Source organism: Streptomyces sp. NPDC058371, from assembly GCF_042723265.1.
Lineage (GTDB): Bacteria > Actinomycetota > Actinomycetes > Streptomycetales > Streptomycetaceae > Streptomyces.
Genome location: NZ_JBHXJC010000004.1, coordinates 61,040 through 77,941 on the forward strand (window position 1 = coordinate 61,040; position 16,902 = coordinate 77,941).

A 16,902-nucleotide genomic window follows, 5' to 3' on the forward strand; every position below is an offset into this window, starting at 1 on the left:
ACGTCAAGACGTTGCACCGAACGTCGCAACCATGGCCAAGGCAACGCTGTAATGGCAGCGTTACGGCCACGGAACGGGGTGTGGGGAGGATGACCTCCTCGCGCCCCGTTCGCGCGGCAGACTGCTCGGGAGGGTCAGGCCCGGGCACTATTTAAAGCAGGGGCGCTACGCGCGTAGATAGGCCCCTTTTCCAAGGAGAGTGCGCCATCGACGCGTCCAGCAGCCCTCCGCTCACCGCACAGTCGACCGCGGTCGAGCTGGCGGGGATCACCAAGCGTTTTCCCGGAGTGGTGGCCAACCACGACATCCACCTCAGGGTCCGCAAGGGCACGGTCCACGCCCTCGTCGGCGAGAACGGTGCCGGCAAGTCGACGCTGATGAAGATCCTCTACGGCATGCAGAAGCCGGACGAGGGCACGATCGCCGTCGACGGTGAGCAGGTCGCCTTCTCGTCGCCGGCCGACGCCATCGTGCGCGGCATCGGCATGGTCCACCAGCACTTCATGCTCGCCGACAACCTCACCGTCCTGGAGAACGTGGTCCTGGGCAGCGAGAAGCTGCACGGCATCGGCGGCGGCGCCCGTAAGAAGATCAAGGAGATCTCCGAGCGCTACGGGCTGAATGTCCGCCCGGACGTCCTCGTCGAGAGCCTCGGTGTCGCCGAGCGCCAGCGCGTGGAGATCCTCAAGGTCCTCTTCCGCGGCGCCCGCACGCTGATCCTGGACGAGCCCACGGCCGTACTCGTGCCGCAGGAGGTCGACGCACTCTTCAGCAACCTGCGCGAGCTCAAGTCCGAGGGCCTGGCGGTCATCTTCATCTCGCACAAGCTGGGCGAGGTGCTGTCGGTCGCCGACGAGATCACGGTCATCCGGCGCGGTACGACGGTCGGCACGGCCGTCCCCGCCGAGACGACCTCCCGGCAGCTCGCCGAGATGATGGTCGGCAGCGAACTGCCCACCCCGGAGACGGCGGGGTCGACGGTCACCGACCAGCCCGTCATCGAGGTCAAGGGCCTCACCGTCTACGCCAGCGGCGGCGCCTCCCTCGGCGCCGAGGCGGAGCCCACGGCCGGCGGACTGCTCGGCGACATCGCCGCCGGGGGCGCCGCCAAGCGCGTCCTCGACGACGTCACCTTCACCATCCACGCCGGTGAGGTCATGGGCATCGCCGGCGTCGAGGGCAACGGTCAGACCGAGCTCATCGACGCGCTGATCGGCCTGAAGGACGCCGACTCCGGCACCATCGGCTTCCTCGGCGAGGACATCGTCCCCTGGCCCACCCGCAAGCGCCGCGAGGCCGGCATCGGCTACATCCCCGAGGACCGCCACCGCCACGGCCTCCTCCTGGAAGCCCCGCTCTGGGAGAACCGCATCCTCGGACACGTCACCGAGAAGCCCAACACGCGCGGTAGCCGGGGTTTCTGGCTCGACATCAAGGGCGCGCAGGCCGACACGCGCCGCATCGTCAAGGAGTACGACGTCCGGACCCCCGGCATCGACGTCACCGCCGCCTCCCTGTCCGGCGGCAACCAGCAGAAGCTGATCGTCGGCCGCGAGATGAGCCACAAGCCGCGCTTCCTGATCGCCGCCCACCCCACCCGCGGTGTGGACGTCGGCGCGCAGGCCGCGATCTGGGACCAGATCCGCGAGGCCCGTCGCGAGGGTCTGGCCGTGCTGCTGATCTCCGCCGACCTGGACGAGCTGATCGGCCTGTCCGACACCCTTCGGGTGATCTACAACGGCAGGCTCGTGGCGGACGCCGACCCGGCGTCCGTCACCCCGGAGGAGCTGGGCTCGGCCATGACCGGCGCCGCCTCCGGACACCTGGAGCATGTCGAGGAAAGCGCCGCCCCGGAGGACGAGGCCCGATGAAGAAGTTCGACAAGGAGCGAGTGCTCCTCGCGCTGGCCGGCCCGGTCATCGCGCTCGTCGCGGCGATCGCGCTGACCTCGGTCGTGCTGCTCGCCTCGGGCAAGAGCCCGTTCGAGCCGTACTCCCTGATGCTCCAGCAGGCGTCGTACTCCGACGTCCAGGTGCTGATCATCAACCAGGCGTCGATGTACTACCTGGCGGCTCTCGCGGTGGCCATCGGCTTCCGGATGAACCTGTTCAACATCGGGGTCGACGGCCAGTACCGCCTCGCCGCGATGATGACCGCCGTGGTCGGCGCGCACATCGCGCTGCCGTCCTTCCTGCAGATCCCCGTCCTGATGATCGTCGCCATGTGCACCGGCGCCTTCTGGGCCGGCATCGCGGGCGTCCTCAAGACGACCCGCGGAGTGAGCGAGGTCGTCGCGACGATCATGCTCAACGCGATCGCCACCAGCGTCATCGGCTACCTCACGCTCTCCGACCACTTCGGCGTGCAGCTCGGCAACAACATGACGACCGGCATCATGAAGAAGTCCGGCTGGTTCCCCGGCCTCGACCTCGGTGAGAGCGTCGGCGAGATCTACGGCATGGTCTTCTTCGCGGTCCTGGCGGGCGTCCTGTACTGGCTCGTCCTCAACCGCACCCGCTTCGGCTTCGACCTGCGCGCCACCGGCGCCTCCGAGTCGGCCGCCGCGGCCTCCGGCGTCGACGCCAAGCGCATGGTGCTCACCGCGATGCTGATCTCCGGCGCGGTCGCCGGTCTCTCCGGACTGCCGCTGCTCCTGGGCGACGCCCACACCTACAGCCTGAGCTTCCCGACCGGCCTCGGCTTCACCGGCATCACCATCGCCCTGCTCGGCCGCAACAGCCCGGTCGGCATCGCCTTCGCCGCGCTGCTGATCGCCTTCCTCGACAAGGCGTCCCCCGCCCTCGACTACGCGACTCCGGTGGCGTACGAGAAGGAGATCGCCACGATCATGCAGGGCCTGATCGTCTTCGCGGTCGTCATCTCGTACGAGGCCGTCCGCGTGTGGGGCCTGCGCCGCCAGCAGAAGCGCGTCGGCGAGGAACTGGCCGCGGCCGCCGCCAACAACAACTCCCCGAAGGAGGTGGCTGCCCGATGAGCACCGCGACCGTCGCCAAGCCGCAGGCGCAGCAGCCCGGCAAGGGCAGCCGCCGTATGTCCCTTCCGGTACTCCTGCTCGTCATCGCGGGCGTACTGATCCTGACCTCGATCGTCCGTCTGATCACCGGCGCGGACGGCATCACCTCGACCGGACAGATGTCCACGGCGCTGCGCCTCGCGGTGCCGATCGGGCTCGCGGGCCTCGGCGGTCTGTGGGCCGAGCGCGCGGGCGTCGTCAACATCGGCCTCGAAGGCATGATGATCCTGGGCACCTGGTTCGGCGCCTGGGCGGGCTACCAGTGGGGCCCGTGGACCGGCGTCGCGTTCGGCATCGTCGGCGGCATGCTCGGCGGTGTCCTGCACGCCATCGCCACGGTGACCTTCAACGTCAACCACATCGTCTCCGGTGTGGCGATCAACATCCTGGCGCTCGGCACCACCCGCTACCTCTCGAAGTTCACCTTCGAGGGCGTCCCGCAGGGCTCGTCCAAGCAGTCGCCGCCGATCGACTCGCTCGGCACCTTCGACATCCCAGGTCTGTCGAGCGGCCTGAACACGCTCAACGAGAAACACTGGTTCCTCGTCTCGGACCTCGCGGGTCTGATCGGCGGTCTGATCACCAACCTCTCCCCGCTGACCGTCGTCGCCGTCGCGCTGGTGCCGGCGACCTGGTGGGTGCTGTGGCGTACGGCGTTCGGCCTGCGGCTGCGCTCCTGCGGTGAGAACCCGGTGGCCGCCGAGTCCCTCGGCGTCAACGTCTACAAGTACAAGTACCTGGCCGTGATCATCTCCGGCGGCTTCGCCGGACTCGGCGGTGCCTTCCTGTCGATCGTCGCCTCGAACGTCTACCTGGACGGGCAGACCGCGGGCCGCGGCTACATCGGTCTGGCCGCGATGATCTTCGGCAACTGGATGCCGGGCGGACTCGCCCTCGGCGCCGGTCTGTTCGGCTACACCGACAGCCTCAACCTGCGCGGCGGCGGTACGAACGTCCACGCGCTGATCCTGCTCCTCGCGATCCTGCTGGTCTTCGGCCTGGCCTACCTGCTGTGGAAGAAGCGGTACGTCCCGGCCGTGGTCACCGCCGTGATCTCGGTGCTGATGTTCGTCTGGTACCTGACCACCAACGAGGTGCCCAAGCAGGTCGTGACCGCCACGCCGTACATCGTGACGCTGCTGGTGCTCTCCCTGTCGGCACAGCATCTGCGGATGCCCAAGGCGGACGGCATGCCGTACCGGAGGGGGCAGGGCAAGTGACGTCGTCCTCCACGGCCGGGTCCGGCTCCGCGTCGGGCTCCGGGTCCGGCTCCGCGGCCGTCGACTGGGACGCGCTGCGCGAGACGGCCCGCGTGGCCATGTCCCGTGCGTACGCCCCGTACTCGGGTTACCCGGTCGGGGTCGCGGCCCTCGTGGACGACGGCCGGACCGTCTCCGGCTGCAACGTCGAGAACGCCTCGTACGGGCTCGGGCTGTGCGCCGAGTGCGGACTCGTCTCCGAGCTGCAGAACACCGGGGGCGGCCGGCTGACCCACTTCACGTGTGTCGACAGGAACGGCGAGATCCTGGTGCCGTGCGGTCGCTGCCGGCAGCTGCTCTCCGAGTTCGGCGGCCCCGACCTGCTTCTGGAGACCCCGGCGGGGATCCTGCCGCTCTCCGAGATGCTGCCGCAGGCCTTCGGGCCGGGCCATCTCACCAAGTAATTCATGTGCGGCCCCTCCGCGGCGATTCGTCGCCGGGAGGGGCCGCTGCTCTTCGGAAGGAAAGCCATGGCCATGGACGCCATCTCCGTCATCCGCACCAAGCGGGACCGCGGTGAGTTCAGTGACGAGCAGATCGACTGGGTCATCGACGCGTACACCCGCGGCGAGGTCGCCGACTACCAGATGGCCGCTCTCAACATGGCGATCCTGCTCAACGGCATGAACCGCCGGGAGATCGCCCGCTGGACCGCCGCGATGATCGCCTCCGGCGAGCGCATGGACTTCTCGTCGCTGTCGCGTCCGACCGCCGACAAGCACTCCACGGGCGGCGTCGGCGACAAGATCACGCTGCCCCTCGCGCCCCTGGTGGCGGCCTGTGGCGCGGCGGTTCCGCAGCTGTCCGGGCGCGGCCTCGGCCACACCGGCGGCACCCTCGACAAGCTGGAGTCGATCCCGGGCTGGCGCGCGCTGCTCTCCAACGAGGAGATGCTCGCCGTACTGGACGACGTGGGCGCGGTCATCTGCGCCGCCGGTGACGGTCTCGCCCCCGCCGACAAGAAGCTGTACGCGCTGCGCGATGTCACCGGCACGGTCGAGGCGATCCCGCTGATCGCCTCGTCGATCATGTCGAAGAAGATCGCCGAGGGCACCGGCTCGCTGGTCCTGGACGTGAAGGTCGGCTCGGGCGCCTTCATGAAGACCATCGAGGACGCGCGCGAACTCGCCTCCACGATGGTGGGTCTCGGCACCGACCACGGGGTGAAGACGGTGGCCCTGCTCACGGACATGTCGACCCCGCTGGGTCTGACGGCGGGCAACGCCCTGGAGGTCCGCGAGTCCGTGGAGGTCCTGGCCGGTGGCGGCCCCGCGGACGTCGTCGAGCTCACCCTCGCGCTGGCCCGCGAGATGCTCGACGCGGCCGGGGTGAAGGACGCCGACCCGGCGAAGGCCCTCGCGGACGGCTCCGCGATGGACGCCTGGCGCCGCATGATCGCCGCGCAGGGCGGTGACCCGGACGCACCGCTGCCGACCTCGCGCGAGCAGCACGTCGTCAAGGCCCCCTCCTCGGGCGTCCTGACCCGCCTCGACGCGTACGACATCGGCGTCGCCGCCTGGCGGCTGGGCGCCGGCCGGGCCCGCAAGGAGGACCCGGTGCAGGCCGGAGCGGGCGTCGAGCTGCACGCCAAGCCCGGTGACACGGTGACCGCGGGCCAGCCCCTGCTCACCCTGCACACCGACACTCCCGAGCGCTTCGAGTACGCCCTGGAGTCGGTGGCGGGCTCCTACGACATCGCGGCCGCGGGCGCGGACTTCAAGCCGGCCCCCATCGTGCTGGAGCGCATCGCCTGACCGGGGCTTTCCCGTCCGGATGAGGCGGGATCGGCGCATCCCCGCCGGTCCCGCCCGGCCGGCGGCCGCGGGGGCTCCGATGAGTTCCGGGCCGCCCGACGGTCTACTGATGGTGGATGCAACGACACCCGCAGTACTCGTGCTGCCAGGACCCGTCGCCCGGGACGAGGTGCCCGGGCTCTGTGACGACGTGCGCGCACGGCTGGCGGCGACCGGGGCCGGGGTCGTGGTCTGCGACATCGGAGGGCTCGGGCCGCCGGGCCTGACGACCGTCGACATACTCGCCAGGCTCGAACTCGCCGCCCGGCGGGCCGGGGGACGGATACGGCTGCGGAACCCCCACCCGGGGCTGCGGGGCCTACTCGACCTGGTCGGTCTGCGCTTCGAGTCGGAGGGGCAGACCGAAGAGCGGGAACCAGCGGGCGGTGTCCAGGAAGCAGTGGAACCCGGTGATCCGCCCCTTTGAGATCTCCAGCACCTGCACGGCCCACGGCACGAAGCCGCCGGTCTCCGGATCGGGCTTGTACTGGGCGAAGCCCGGCAGGCCGTTGACCTCGACCGGCACCAGACGCGAGCCCGCGCAGGGGGCGCCGAGCGTCGTCATGAAGCCGGTGATGTCGTCCGTGCCGCGCAGCCAGAGGTCGAACGGCGGCATCGTCATGATCGCGTCTTCGTGCAGCAGCGCCGTGAGCGCCGTCATGTCGTACCCCTCGAAGGCGGCGACGTAGCGCTCCAGGAGCTTCTGCTGCTCCTCGTCGAGGGGGTCGGAGGTGACGGCGTCGGCGCCCGCGCCGTCGCTCTCGGCGAGCGTGGCGCGCGCCCGCTGGAGGGCGCTGTTGACCGAGGCGACCGTGGTGCCGAGCAGCTCGGCGACCTCGCTCGCCCGCCACGCCAGGACCTCACGCAGGATGAGCACCGCCCGCTGCTTCGGCGGCAGCTGCTGCAGGGCGGCCATGAAGGCGAGGCGCACCGACTCCTTCGCCACCGCGGCCTCGGCCGGGTCGATCACCATCGGCAGCACCCGCACGTCGGGCATCGGTTCGAGCCAGGTGTTGTCGGCGCGCGGGTTCAGCGCCGCCTGGGCCAGCGGCGAGGGAGCGGTCAGGTCCATGGGACGAGCCCTTCGGTTGCCCGCGTTGAGCATGTCCAGGCAGACGTTCGTCGCGATCCGGTACAGCCAGGAGCGCATCGAGGAGCGGCCCTCGAACTTGTCGTAACTGCGCCATGCCCGGACCATCGTGTCCTGCACCGCGTCCTCGGCCTCGAAGGACGAACCGAGCATCCGGTAGCAGTACCCGGTCAGCTCGACCCGGTGCTTCTCCAGCCGGACATCCAGATCTGTCGTAGTCGCCGTTCCGTCGCTCATAGCCAACCCACCCCTGTGGCCTTTTCCGTCGCACCTTTGCGCCAGCACTTCGGAAGCTACCGCAGCCCACTGACAATGGCGCCCGGAGTGTGGAAAGCCGCAGGTCAGGCCATTTGCGCCGCGGGCCGGCCCGGAGGCCGGGCCGCGGTCAGTGCGCGGGGAGGGGGTTCCGGCGGCCCTGCGCGCGGGCCGCGTGCGAACCGAACACCGTGATGGAGACGACGCCGAGCACCGCGAGCAGCCCGAGCGTGACCGTCCCGGCCCAGCCGCCCGCGTGGAAGGCCACGGCACCGAGCGTGCTGCCCACGCTGGAGCCCACGTAGTACGCGGACTGGTAGAGCGCCGAGGCCTGGGCCCGGCCGCGGGTGGCCGTGTGGCTCACGGAGGAGGACGCGACCGCGTGTCCCGCGAAGAAGCCCGCGGTGATCAGCACCAGACCGAGCAGGACCAGGGGGAGGAAGTCGGCGAGCGAGAGCAGCAGTCCGGCGGTCGTCGTGCCGCCCGCCAGGTACAGGGAGCCGCGCCGGCCCAGGCGGGCGACCAGCTTCCCCGCCGTGGACGCCGAGACCGTACCGACCAGATACACCAGGAAGATCGAGCCGATGACGCCCTGGGGGAGCGAGAACGGGGCGTCGGTCAGGCGGAAGCCGATCACCGTGTAGACCCCGCCGAAGACCATCATGAACAGCGCGCCGATCGCGTACAGCCGGCACAGCAGCGGGTTGGCGAGGTGGTCGCGGACCGTGCGGGCCAGCACCCGGGGGCGCAGCGAGCCGGGGGTGAAGTGCCGGGGCGTCGGGAGCAGCAGCCGGAAGGCCACCGCGCAGGCCACGGCGATCAGACCGATCACGCCGACGGCGACCCGCCAGCCCCACTCCTGCGCGACCCAGCCGGTGATGACCCGGCCGCTCATCCCGCCGACGCTGTTGCCCGCGACGAACAGACCGATCGCGGTGATCAGCGCCTTGGGGCGGACCTCCTCGGCCAGATACGCGGTCGCCGACGCCGGCAGTCCCGCCAGAGCCGCACCCTGCACCGCCCGCAGCGCGACCAGCGCGCCGATCGAGGGGGCGAAGGGGACCAGCAGACCGACCGACACGGCGACCACCAGGGACGCCGTCATCAGCGTCCGCCGTCCGAAGCGCTCCGACAGCGCGCTCATCGGGAGGACGAACAGCGCCAGCGCGCCGGTCGCTGCCGACACCGTCCAGCTCGCCTCGCTCGCGCTGACCCCGAAGTCGTGGGAGACGAGGGGGAGGAGGGCCTGCGTGGAGTAGAGGAGCGCGAAGGTCGCGACACCCGCGAGGAAGAGGGCGAGGCTCATCCGGCGGTAGCCGGGCCCGCCCGGGGCCATACGGGAGTCGGGAGCGGAGACGGACGATACGGCGCCCACGGTGGTGGACGCCCCGGTACTGGCGGAAGGCATGCTTCGAAACTAGGGATCCCGTACTCATCCGTCCAATGCATGGAAACCCCATAATCGTTCCCATGATGCATCAGCAGAGGTCACAGGCGCGTCTGTCACCGTCCAGTGACACAGAAGACATCGTCGCGGTGCTCGCCCCGCGGCTCGCTTACTTCGCGGGGGTGGCCCGCACCGAGCACGTCACACGGGCCGCGCAGGAGATGCAGGTGCCGCAGTCGACCCTGTCCCGCGCGCTGGTCCGCCTCGAACAGGACCTCGGCGTCGACCTGTTCGCCCGCCGCGGCCGGACCCTCTCGCTCACCCCGGCCGGCCGTACGTTCCTCGGCTCCGTCGAACGGGCCCTCGCCGAGATCGAGCGGGCCGCCGACGAGGTGCGCGCGGACGCGGACGCGGCCACCGGCAAGGTGGCCTTCGGCTTTCTGCACACCATGGGCTCCGAGACCGTGCCCGGGCTGATCCGCGCCTTCCGCGCCGACCATCCACGGGTCCGCTTCAGCCTCGTCCAGAACTACGGCGAGGCGATGATCGAGCGGCTGCGCTCCGGCGAGCTGGACCTCTGTCTGACCTCACCCGTGCCCGACGCGCCCGACCTGGTCGGCCGCCGGCTGGACGAGCAGACGCTGCGGCTCGTGGTCCCCGCCGAACACCGCCTCGCCGGCCGTAAGCGCGTCCGGCTCGCCGAGGCCGCCGACGAGACCTTCGTGACCCTCGAACCCGGCTACGGCCTGCGCCGTATCACCGACGACCTCTGCCAGGAGGCCGGCTTCCGGCCCCGGATCGCCTTCGAGGGCGAGGAGGCGGAGACCCTGCGCGGACTGGTCGCCGCCGGCCTCGGAGTGGCCCTGCTCCCGCCACCGGCCGTGCCGCGCCCGGGAGTTGCCGAACTGACGGTCACCGCTCCGCGCGCGGTGCGCGAGATCGGCGTCGCCTGGCTCGACGGCCACCCGGACACCCCGCCGGTGGCGGCCTTCAAGAAGTTCCTGCTCTCCCGGCGGGGCCGGCTCCTCCCGGACTGAGGCGCCGACCCGGGCCCGCGCTGGTCCGCCGCGGGCGCCGTACGGTCCGGCCTTCCCTCAGTGGCGGTGCAGGGACTGCCCGAACCCCGCCGCCAGCGGCATCCGCAGCCCCAACGGCGGCGGCGCCGCGAACGCGTCCTCCACCGGCCGTGCGAAGTTCCGCCCGAACAGCGCGCCCAGCACGAAGTCCTGGGCCAGCGCGTGGACTTCGGACCGGTGCTGATGCAGCGTGTGGCCGTCGGAGTGGACCTCGAAGCGGCAGATGTCGCGGTTGGCCTTCTTCGCTCGCGCGGCGAGCCGGAAGGACAGCTCCGGATCGGTGCGCTCGTCGTTCGTGCCGTGCACGATCAGCACCCGTCGCCCGGCGAGGTGCTTCACCGGTTCGGGCGCCGCGGCCACGTCCTCCTCGGGCAGCCAAGGAGCCAGCGCCAGTACGGAGTTGACGGCCGGGTGCCCGCCCGCGTGCAGGGCCGCCCGACCGCCCATGTCCACCCCGGCGAGGCAGACGGGGACGTCCCCATAACGCCGTACGACCTCGTCGGCGGCCCAGGCGGCGTCGCCCGCCAGATGCGCCTCGGTGCCGTTCCAGCCGCGGTAGCGGTAGTGCACGACGTGCGTGGCCAGCCCCTCCGTGCGTCCCGCGCGTGTGAGGCGTCGCCCCAGCGCGCGGACGGATGCGGTCGCCACCATGGGAGACGGTCTGCGGGCGGAGACCTCGTCGCCGCCGGGGAGCAGGAGCACCACTCCGCTCACCGCCGTCGGCTCCGGGCCGAGCGCCCTGCCCAGCCGGGCCCTGCGAACCGGCGTCGCTTGCTGTGCCATGACAGAACAGTGTCAGAAGCAATGGTGTACGCCATCCGTCGTGGGGGTCACCGTTGGATATCGACGGTTCGTCACGCCGAGAGCTCTACGCGCGTAGGCGCTAGAGTGCGGAAATGACGAGCCAGCACCAGAACACCCCGAGCTCGGAGCAGATCCGCCGGGCGCCCAAGGTCCTGCTGCACGACCATCTCGACGGGGGCCTGCGCCCCGGCACGATCGTCGACCTCGCGCGGGAGTCGGGCTACTCCGATCTCCCCGAGACCGATCCGGACAAGCTCGGCATCTGGTTCCGGGAGGCCGCCGACTCCGGTTCCCTGGAGCGGTACTTGGAGACCTTCGCCCACACCTGCGCCGTCATGCAGACCCGCGAGGCGCTGGTTCGGGTCGCCGCCGAGTGCGCCGAGGACCTCGCCGAGGACGGTGTCGTCTACGCCGAGGTCCGGTACGCGCCCGAGCAGCACCTGGAGGCCGGGCTCACCCTCGAAGAGGTCGTCGAGGCCGTCAACGAAGGCTTCCGCGACGGCGAGCGGCGGGCCCGGGAGAACGGGCACCGGATCCGGGTGGGCGCCCTGCTGACCGCCATGCGGCACGCGGCACGCGCCCTGGAGATCGCCGAACTCGCCAACCGCTACCGGGATCTGGGCGTCGTCGGCTTCGACATCGCCGGTGCCGAGGCCGGGTTCCCGCCCACCCGGCACCTCGACGCGTTCGAGTACCTCAAGCGCGAGAACAACCACTTCACCATCCACGCCGGCGAGGCCTTCGGGCTGCCGTCCATCTGGCAGGCGCTCCAGTGGTGCGGTGCCGACCGGCTCGGCCACGGCGTGCGGATCATCGACGACATCGAGGTCCACGACGACGGCACCGTGCGGCTCGGGCGCCTCGCCTCGTACGTCCGCGACAAGCGCATCCCGCTGGAGCTGTGCCCGAGCTCCAACCTCCAGACCGGGGCCGCCGACTCCTACGCCGAGCATCCCATCGGGCTGCTGCGGCGGCTGCATTTCCGGGCGACCGTGAATACGGACAACCGGCTCATGTCCGGTACGAGTATGAGCCGGGAATTCGAGCACCTTGTCGAGGCGTTCGGTTATTCACTCGACGACATGCAGTGGTTCTCGGTCAATGCTATGAAGTCAGCATTCATTCCTTTCGATGAACGACTGGCCATGATCAGTGACGTGATCAAGCCTGGTTATGCCGAGCTGAAGTCCGAATGGCTGTTCCAGCAGACGGCCTCCACCAGCGGTTCTGCCACTGGTTAGGGTCGCGTGCGAGCTTCGGGAAGCGGTCGAGTTCTGGCGACTCGGCCGCTTTTCGATGTTTGCGGACGGTGCGTTCGCGTGTTTACGGTTTCGGACCGCTCACATCCCCGTCACACGGATCCAAGGACGCATTGAAAATGAAGCAGTCTGCTGCCAAGACCCTCGGTGTCGCCGCTCTCGGTGCCGCCTTCGCCGCCGCGGGCGCGGGTGCCGCGAATGCTGCGCCGGCCGTGCCGGACGCCTCCTCGGCGCTGGACACCGTCACCAAGACGCTGCCGGCGGAGAACGTCTCCCAGGCGCTTCCCGGTGCCGGCGACGCCGTTGCCCACGGGCAGAACGCCGTGGGCTCGGGTCTGGCCGCCGCTCAGCCCGCCGTCGCGCGCATCCTCGCCGACGGGCCGACCGCGCCGGTGGCCGGGCTGCTCGGTGGTCTGCCGGTGGCCGGGGCGCTGCCGACGCACGGTCTGCCGGTGAACGGTCTGCCGCTGGGCTGATGTCCTCTCTTCGGCGGCGGGCCTCGCTGGGCTGACGCTCGCGCGTCGTCGGCGTGTGCCGTTGGTAGTTGTGCCGCTGGTAGTTGTGCCGCTGGGGCGCACCCGGGTTCGGGTGCGCCCCAACGGCGTCTCGTGGTGTCGCCTGGTCGTATGCCTTGTGCGGGCGCGGTCGTACGGCGCCGTCACCAGGCCGTGCGGGCCTTGTCCTCCGACGGGAACAGGACCCACAGCGCGATGTAGAGCAGGAACTGCGGGCCCGGAAGCAGGCAGGAGACCAGGAAGATCACCCGCATCGTCGTCGCGGAGGTGCCGAAGCGCCGGGCCAGCGCTGCGCACACTCCGCCGATCATGCGGCCTTCGGTGGGGCGGGCAATGGCGCTCATCGTGGCTCCTTCGTGAACCGTCGCTCGAGGCTTCCCCGGTGGCTGCCCCGTCGACTTCAACGCTACGGTCACGAACCGGGCGAAGCGTCGCTCTATGGTGCGATCCCGACCCTGGGAATCGTCGGGGTCAGACCCTGAGTCGTTTCCTCCCGGCGGAGGGCCGCGCGGCGCCGCGTCTCGGCCTGGCGGCGGAGGCGGGTGCGGGCGGCGGGCACGACGACCATGTACGCCAGGGCCACGCCCACGCTGTTCAGCAGGAGGGAGTCCACGTCCACGACCTGCCCGGGCACGCCCGTCTGCAGCAGTTCGATGCCCAGGGAGATCAGGGCGCCGGCGGCGACCGTGCGGACCAGGGAGCCGAGCGGGGAGACGATGAGCTTGCCGCCCGCCAGCGGGAGCAGGACGCCCAGCGGGGCGAGCAGGGCCAGGCCTTCCGCGATACGGCGGGCCGCCTCCTGGGGGCCGAGGGCGAGGTCGGCTCTGATCCCGGCGAACGGCCGCAGGTTGGCGGCGCTCACCCAGGGGACGTCGAGGGGGCGCAGCGTGATCCAGGCGACGAGCACGAGGTGTGCGACGAGGAGGACACCTCCTGCCACACGGACGCGGGTCACGGCGATGCCGCCGTTCGAGCCTTGACGCTGCACGATCCCCTAGACGCGAGGGTCGGTGGGATCGGTTCCGGGTGGGGCGGGGGTCACACTCGTTCGCCGTTCGCCGTTCGCCGTTCGCCGTTCGCCGTTCGCCGTTCGCCGTTCGCCGTTCGCCGTTCGCCGTCCGGCGGTGGGTGGTTCGCCGTCCGGCGGTGGGTGGGTCGGGTCCGTGCCGGTACATCCGCCCGTCGCCCTACCGGCTGTGCTGTCTTCTGGGGGCGCTCTGTTGCCCGTCCTCACGCATGGCGACGGGCATTTGATGTACCGGCACGGCCCCTTCGGCGCGTCGGCGACTGCGGGCCGGTGGGGGTTGCGGGCGGTGGACAGCCGGCCCCCTTGGGCGCGGGGGCGACTGCGGGTGCGTGGGGGTTGCGGGCGGTGGACAGCCGGCCCCCTGGGCGCGTGGGCGGCTGCGGGCCGGTGGGGGGTGCGGGCCGTGGACGCCCGGCCCCCTTCGGCGCGTGGGCAGCTGCGGGCGGTAGACAGCCGGCGGGGGCGCCGTGAGCGGGGGCGCTGGGTGGGTCAGTTCGGGTTGATCTCTGTGGAGGGGGGAGATTCCGTGCCGGGGCGGGAGCGGACCTCTGTGGTGCATCGGTAGCGGTGGAGGGGCCGGGAGGAGGGGCCGCCGAGGATGACGGAGCCGTCGTCGGCGGCGGTGGCCTCGGAGTTGGCGAAGGTGCAGATGATCTGGGCGAGGGCGTACGAGGTGAGCTTCTCCGGGGGTGTGCTCAGCCGGAAGGTGTTCTCGGGGTCCTTGGGGCCCGGGCCGCCCACCCGCGTGCCCCCGTGCACGTCCGTCGTGTAGCCGGCCTGCGTCTCGGGCGCCGAGGGCTTCTCCGCCAGCTTGTCCAGGAGGCCCTGGGCGACCAGTACCCGGCGCTGCGCCTCCGCCGTACCGTCGGGAATGCGGACCGAGCGGTCCACCGTGACCAGCTGGGAGGAGCAGAGCAGGAAGACCTGGACCGGGACGCCGGGCGCCGACTGGGTGGAGAAGTCCGTGCCCGACAGGGCGCACGGGACCCGGGAGGGCGCGGGCCCGAAGTCCGTGGGGACCTGCGTCGACCGGATGCCGCAGCCCGTGAGCAGCGCGGCAAGGAGCGGGAGTGCCAGCAGTGGACGTACGCCTCGAAGTCGTGCCCTCATCCGGCGTTCTCCTCCGTGCCGTTCGCGTCCCGCTGGTCGTCGGCGAGCAGTGCCGAGGTGTCCTGGGGCAGGCGCAGGGTGAAGACCGCGCCGCCCTTGGCCGTGTTCGCCGCCGTGATTTCGCCGCCGTGGATGTGCGCGTTCTCCAGGGCGATCGAGAGGCCCAGGCCGCTGCCCTCGGAGCGGGGGCGGGAGGCGCTCGCCTTGTAGAAGCGGTCGAAGACGTGCGGGAGGACGTCCTCGGGGATGCCCGGACCGTGGTCCTGGACCTCGATCACCAGATCCGTCTCCTCCTTGCGGACGGAGACGCGGACCGGGGAGCCGCCGTGCTTGAGGGCGTTGCCGATCAGGTTCGCCAGGATGACGTCGAGCCGGCGCGGATCGAGCCGGACCATCATGCCCCGCTCGGCGTCCAGGTCCACCGCGTCCAGCCAGGCCCGTGCGTCGATGCACGCGGTGATCTGATCGGCGATGTCCACGTTGTCGACGACCAGGCGCGCCGTGCCCGCGTCGAAGCGGGTGACCTCCATCAGGTTCTCGACCAGGTCGTTCAGCCGGCGCGTCTCGCTGACGACCAGCCGTACGGCCGGCTCGATCATCGGGTCGACGCTGCCCGTCTCCGCGTCCAGTTCCTCTTCGAGGATCTCCGTCACGGCGGTGATCGCGGTGAGCGGCGTACGGAGTTCGTGGGACATGTCCGCGACGAAGCGACGGGACGCCTCGTCGCGGGCGCTCATGTCGGCCACCCGTTTTTCGAGGGCCTCCGCCGTGTGGTTGAACGTGCGGGCGAGGTCGGCGAGTTCGTCCGTGCCGGACACCCGCAGACGGGTGTCGAGTTTGCCCTCGCCGATGCGCCGGGCGGCGATGCCCAGGCGGTGGACCGGCTTGAGGACCGTGGTGGCGGCGGCCTGCGCGAGGAGCGCCGAACCGATCAGCGCCAGACCCGTGGCGATGCCCAGCGACCAGGCGAGGGAGTTGAGGTCCTTCGCCTCCGGCTCCAGGGACTTGAGCAGGTAACCCGTCGGGCCGCCGTCGATCACGTTCGTACCCGCCACCAGATACGGCTCGTCGTGATCGACGATCCGCTGCCAGTACAGGTGGTATGCGTACTTGTTGTTCGAGGAGATCGACTGCTTCTTGTTGACCGCCTTCTGGAGGGACTTCGGTACGTCCTCCAGGGTGAAGGCGTCCAGATCGGAGTTCCCGGTGACGACCTTGCCGTCCTCGTCGTCGGCGACCAGCAGCACGCTGAAGCGCTGACTGCTGTTCGCCATCTGCCCCGCGGTGTGCTGCAGCTCGTCCTGCGTCGGGTGCAGGTGCAGCGCGCTCGCGCGGTTCTGCATCTCCTGCTGGAAGTCGCGCAGCACCGCGTCCTGCGTACGCGTCAGCACGGCCTCGCGGTTGAGCCAGTACGCGATGCCGGACGCGGACACCGCCGCCGTGAGCGCCACCAGCCCGAACACCACGACCAGGCGCAGCCGCAGGCTGGTGAAGCGCAGACCCGCCAGTATCGCCTTGCGCGCCGCGGCCCAGCCGCGGAGCCTGTCCTGCGGTTTGGTCACTGAGGGCTGTCCAGCCGGTAGCCGACGCCGCGCACGGTACGGATCAGGGTGGGCGACGACGGGACGTCCTCCACCTTCGCGCGCAGCCGCTGGACGCACGCGTCGACCAGACGCGAGTCGCCCAGGTAGTCGTGCTCCCAGACCAGTCGCAGCAGCTGCTGGCGGGACAGCGCCTGCCCGGGCCGGCGGCTGAGCTCCAGGAGCAACCGCAGCTCGGTGGGCGTCAGTTGCAGATCCTCGCCGTTCTTGGTGACCGTCATCGCCGCCCGGTCGATGACCAGGGAGCCGAACGACGCCGAGTCGTTCGCCTCGCGCTCGCCGCGCCGCAGCACGGCCCGGATCCGGGCATCGAGGACACGCCCCTGCACGGGTTTGACGACATAGTCGTCGGCGCCGGACTCCAGTCCGACCACCACGTCGATGTCGTCGCTGCGCGCGGTCAGCAGGATGATCGGCAGCTGGTCCGTTCGCCGAATGCGCCGGCACACCTCGAATCCGTCGATGCCGGGCAGCATCACGTCCAGCACGATCAGGTCCGGCCGTTGCTCGCGCAGCAGCTTCAGACCGTCCTCGCCGGTGGCAGCGGTGGCCACCCGGTGTCCCTGGCGCGTCAAAGAGAGCTCCAGGGCCGTCCGGATGGCGTCGTCGTCCTCGATCAGCAACAGGGAAGGCACGAACGTCATTCTGGCCCATCGAACGGTGGTGTATCGACCGTTGGAGCGCTCCCATCC

At 70.8% G+C, this 16,902-nt stretch carries 17 protein-coding genes; 9 read left to right on the plus strand and 8 right to left on the minus strand.

The window, feature by feature from the left end:
- Positions 1 to 206 precede the first annotated feature (206 nt).
- The 6 genes from ACFWM2_RS15030 to ACFWM2_RS15055 all read left to right on the plus strand — a co-directional run bounded on the left by ACFWM2_RS15030 (position 207) and on the right by ACFWM2_RS15055 (position 6,513).
- Positions 207 to 1,871 carry an ABC transporter ATP-binding protein gene (locus ACFWM2_RS15030; protein ID WP_383279738.1) on the plus strand — a complete coding sequence of 555 codons (1,665 nt, stop codon included), beginning with the start codon at positions 207 to 209 and terminating at the stop codon, positions 1,869 to 1,871.
- Complete coding sequence (locus tag ACFWM2_RS15035) at positions 1,868 to 2,995, plus strand: ABC transporter permease (RefSeq protein ID WP_383278537.1); 1,128 nt, start codon at positions 1,868 to 1,870, stop codon at positions 2,993 to 2,995. Before ACFWM2_RS15030 ends, ACFWM2_RS15035 begins: the two co-directional genes overlap by 4 nt.
- Positions 2,992 to 4,254 carry an ABC transporter permease gene (locus ACFWM2_RS15040; RefSeq protein ID WP_383278540.1) on the plus strand — a complete coding sequence of 421 codons (1,263 nt, stop codon included), beginning with the start codon at positions 2,992 to 2,994 and terminating at the stop codon, positions 4,252 to 4,254. The genes ACFWM2_RS15035 and ACFWM2_RS15040 overlap by 4 nt, the downstream gene beginning before the upstream one ends.
- Positions 4,251 to 4,697: a cytidine deaminase gene (locus tag ACFWM2_RS15045; protein ID WP_383278543.1), complete on the plus strand. Its 447-nt coding sequence runs from the start codon at positions 4,251 to 4,253 to the stop codon at positions 4,695 to 4,697. Before ACFWM2_RS15040 ends, ACFWM2_RS15045 begins: the two co-directional genes overlap by 4 nt.
- A gap of 66 nt (positions 4,698 to 4,763) precedes the next feature.
- A complete protein-coding gene (locus tag ACFWM2_RS15050) occupies positions 4,764 to 6,047 on the plus strand; it encodes a thymidine phosphorylase (RefSeq protein WP_383278546.1) in 1,284 nt (427 codons plus the stop codon).
- Positions 6,048 to 6,126: 79 nt separating this feature from the next.
- Positions 6,127 to 6,513 carry an STAS domain-containing protein gene (locus tag ACFWM2_RS15055; RefSeq protein WP_383278549.1) on the plus strand — a complete coding sequence of 129 codons (387 nt, stop codon included), beginning with the start codon at positions 6,127 to 6,129 and terminating at the stop codon, positions 6,511 to 6,513.
- On the opposite strand, the gene ACFWM2_RS15060 is transcribed toward ACFWM2_RS15055, so the two are convergent.
- Positions 6,406 to 7,413 (minus strand): sigma-70 family RNA polymerase sigma factor, encoded by a 1,008-nt coding sequence (locus ACFWM2_RS15060; RefSeq protein WP_383278552.1) that lies wholly within the window; start codon positions 7,411 to 7,413, stop codon positions 6,406 to 6,408. The genes ACFWM2_RS15055 and ACFWM2_RS15060 overlap by 108 nt on opposite strands.
- Positions 7,414 to 7,561: 148 nt before the next feature.
- On the minus strand, positions 7,562 to 8,839 hold the full coding sequence (locus ACFWM2_RS15065) for an MFS transporter (protein WP_383278555.1): 1,278 nt from the start codon (positions 8,837 to 8,839) through the stop codon (positions 7,562 to 7,564).
- A gap of 62 nt (positions 8,840 to 8,901) precedes the next feature.
- Here ACFWM2_RS15065 and ACFWM2_RS15070 point away from each other — a divergent pair, with 62 nt between their 5' ends.
- The gene (locus ACFWM2_RS15070; RefSeq protein WP_383278558.1) at positions 8,902 to 9,855 is read left to right on the plus strand and encodes a LysR family transcriptional regulator; all 954 of its coding nucleotides are present in this window, start codon (positions 8,902 to 8,904) and stop codon (positions 9,853 to 9,855) included.
- Between the two features lie 57 nt (positions 9,856 to 9,912).
- Here ACFWM2_RS15070 and ACFWM2_RS15075 read toward each other — a convergent pair whose 3' ends face one another.
- On the minus strand, positions 9,913 to 10,677 hold the full coding sequence (locus tag ACFWM2_RS15075) for an alpha/beta hydrolase (RefSeq protein ID WP_383278561.1): 765 nt from the start codon (positions 10,675 to 10,677) through the stop codon (positions 9,913 to 9,915).
- 113 nt (positions 10,678 to 10,790) lie between these two features.
- Between ACFWM2_RS15075 and ACFWM2_RS15080 the strand changes: the two genes are divergently transcribed.
- Positions 10,791 to 11,939 (plus strand): adenosine deaminase, encoded by a 1,149-nt coding sequence (locus tag ACFWM2_RS15080; protein ID WP_383278564.1) that lies wholly within the window; start codon positions 10,791 to 10,793, stop codon positions 11,937 to 11,939.
- Positions 11,940 to 12,076: 137 nt separating this feature from the next.
- Positions 12,077 to 12,433: an ATP-binding protein gene (locus ACFWM2_RS15085; RefSeq protein WP_383278566.1), complete on the plus strand. Its 357-nt coding sequence runs from the start codon at positions 12,077 to 12,079 to the stop codon at positions 12,431 to 12,433.
- 182 nt (positions 12,434 to 12,615) lie between these two features.
- Here ACFWM2_RS15085 and ACFWM2_RS15090 read toward each other — a convergent pair whose 3' ends face one another.
- The 5 genes from ACFWM2_RS15090 to afsQ1 form a co-directional block, all read right to left on the minus strand.
- Positions 12,616 to 12,816, minus strand: a complete 201-nt coding sequence (locus ACFWM2_RS15090) for a PspC domain-containing protein (protein ID WP_383278570.1) — start codon at positions 12,814 to 12,816, stop codon at positions 12,616 to 12,618.
- Between the two features lie 92 nt (positions 12,817 to 12,908).
- Entirely contained in the window at positions 12,909 to 13,460 is a 552-nt protein-coding gene (locus ACFWM2_RS15095) for a VanZ family protein (RefSeq protein WP_383278573.1), read from the minus strand.
- 528 nt (positions 13,461 to 13,988) lie between these two features.
- Positions 13,989 to 14,609, minus strand: a complete 621-nt coding sequence (locus tag ACFWM2_RS15100) for a hypothetical protein (protein ID WP_383278576.1) — start codon at positions 14,607 to 14,609, stop codon at positions 13,989 to 13,991.
- Positions 14,606 to 16,171 carry an ATP-binding protein gene (locus ACFWM2_RS15105; RefSeq protein WP_383278579.1) on the minus strand — a complete coding sequence of 522 codons (1,566 nt, stop codon included), beginning with the start codon at positions 16,169 to 16,171 and terminating at the stop codon, positions 14,606 to 14,608. The genes ACFWM2_RS15100 and ACFWM2_RS15105 overlap by 4 nt, the downstream gene beginning before the upstream one ends.
- Positions 16,168 to 16,845, minus strand: a complete 678-nt coding sequence (gene afsQ1, locus ACFWM2_RS15110) for a two-component system response regulator AfsQ1 (RefSeq protein ID WP_153288946.1) — start codon at positions 16,843 to 16,845, stop codon at positions 16,168 to 16,170. The genes ACFWM2_RS15105 and afsQ1 overlap by 4 nt, the downstream gene beginning before the upstream one ends.
- Positions 16,846 to 16,902: the final 57 nt, after the last annotated feature.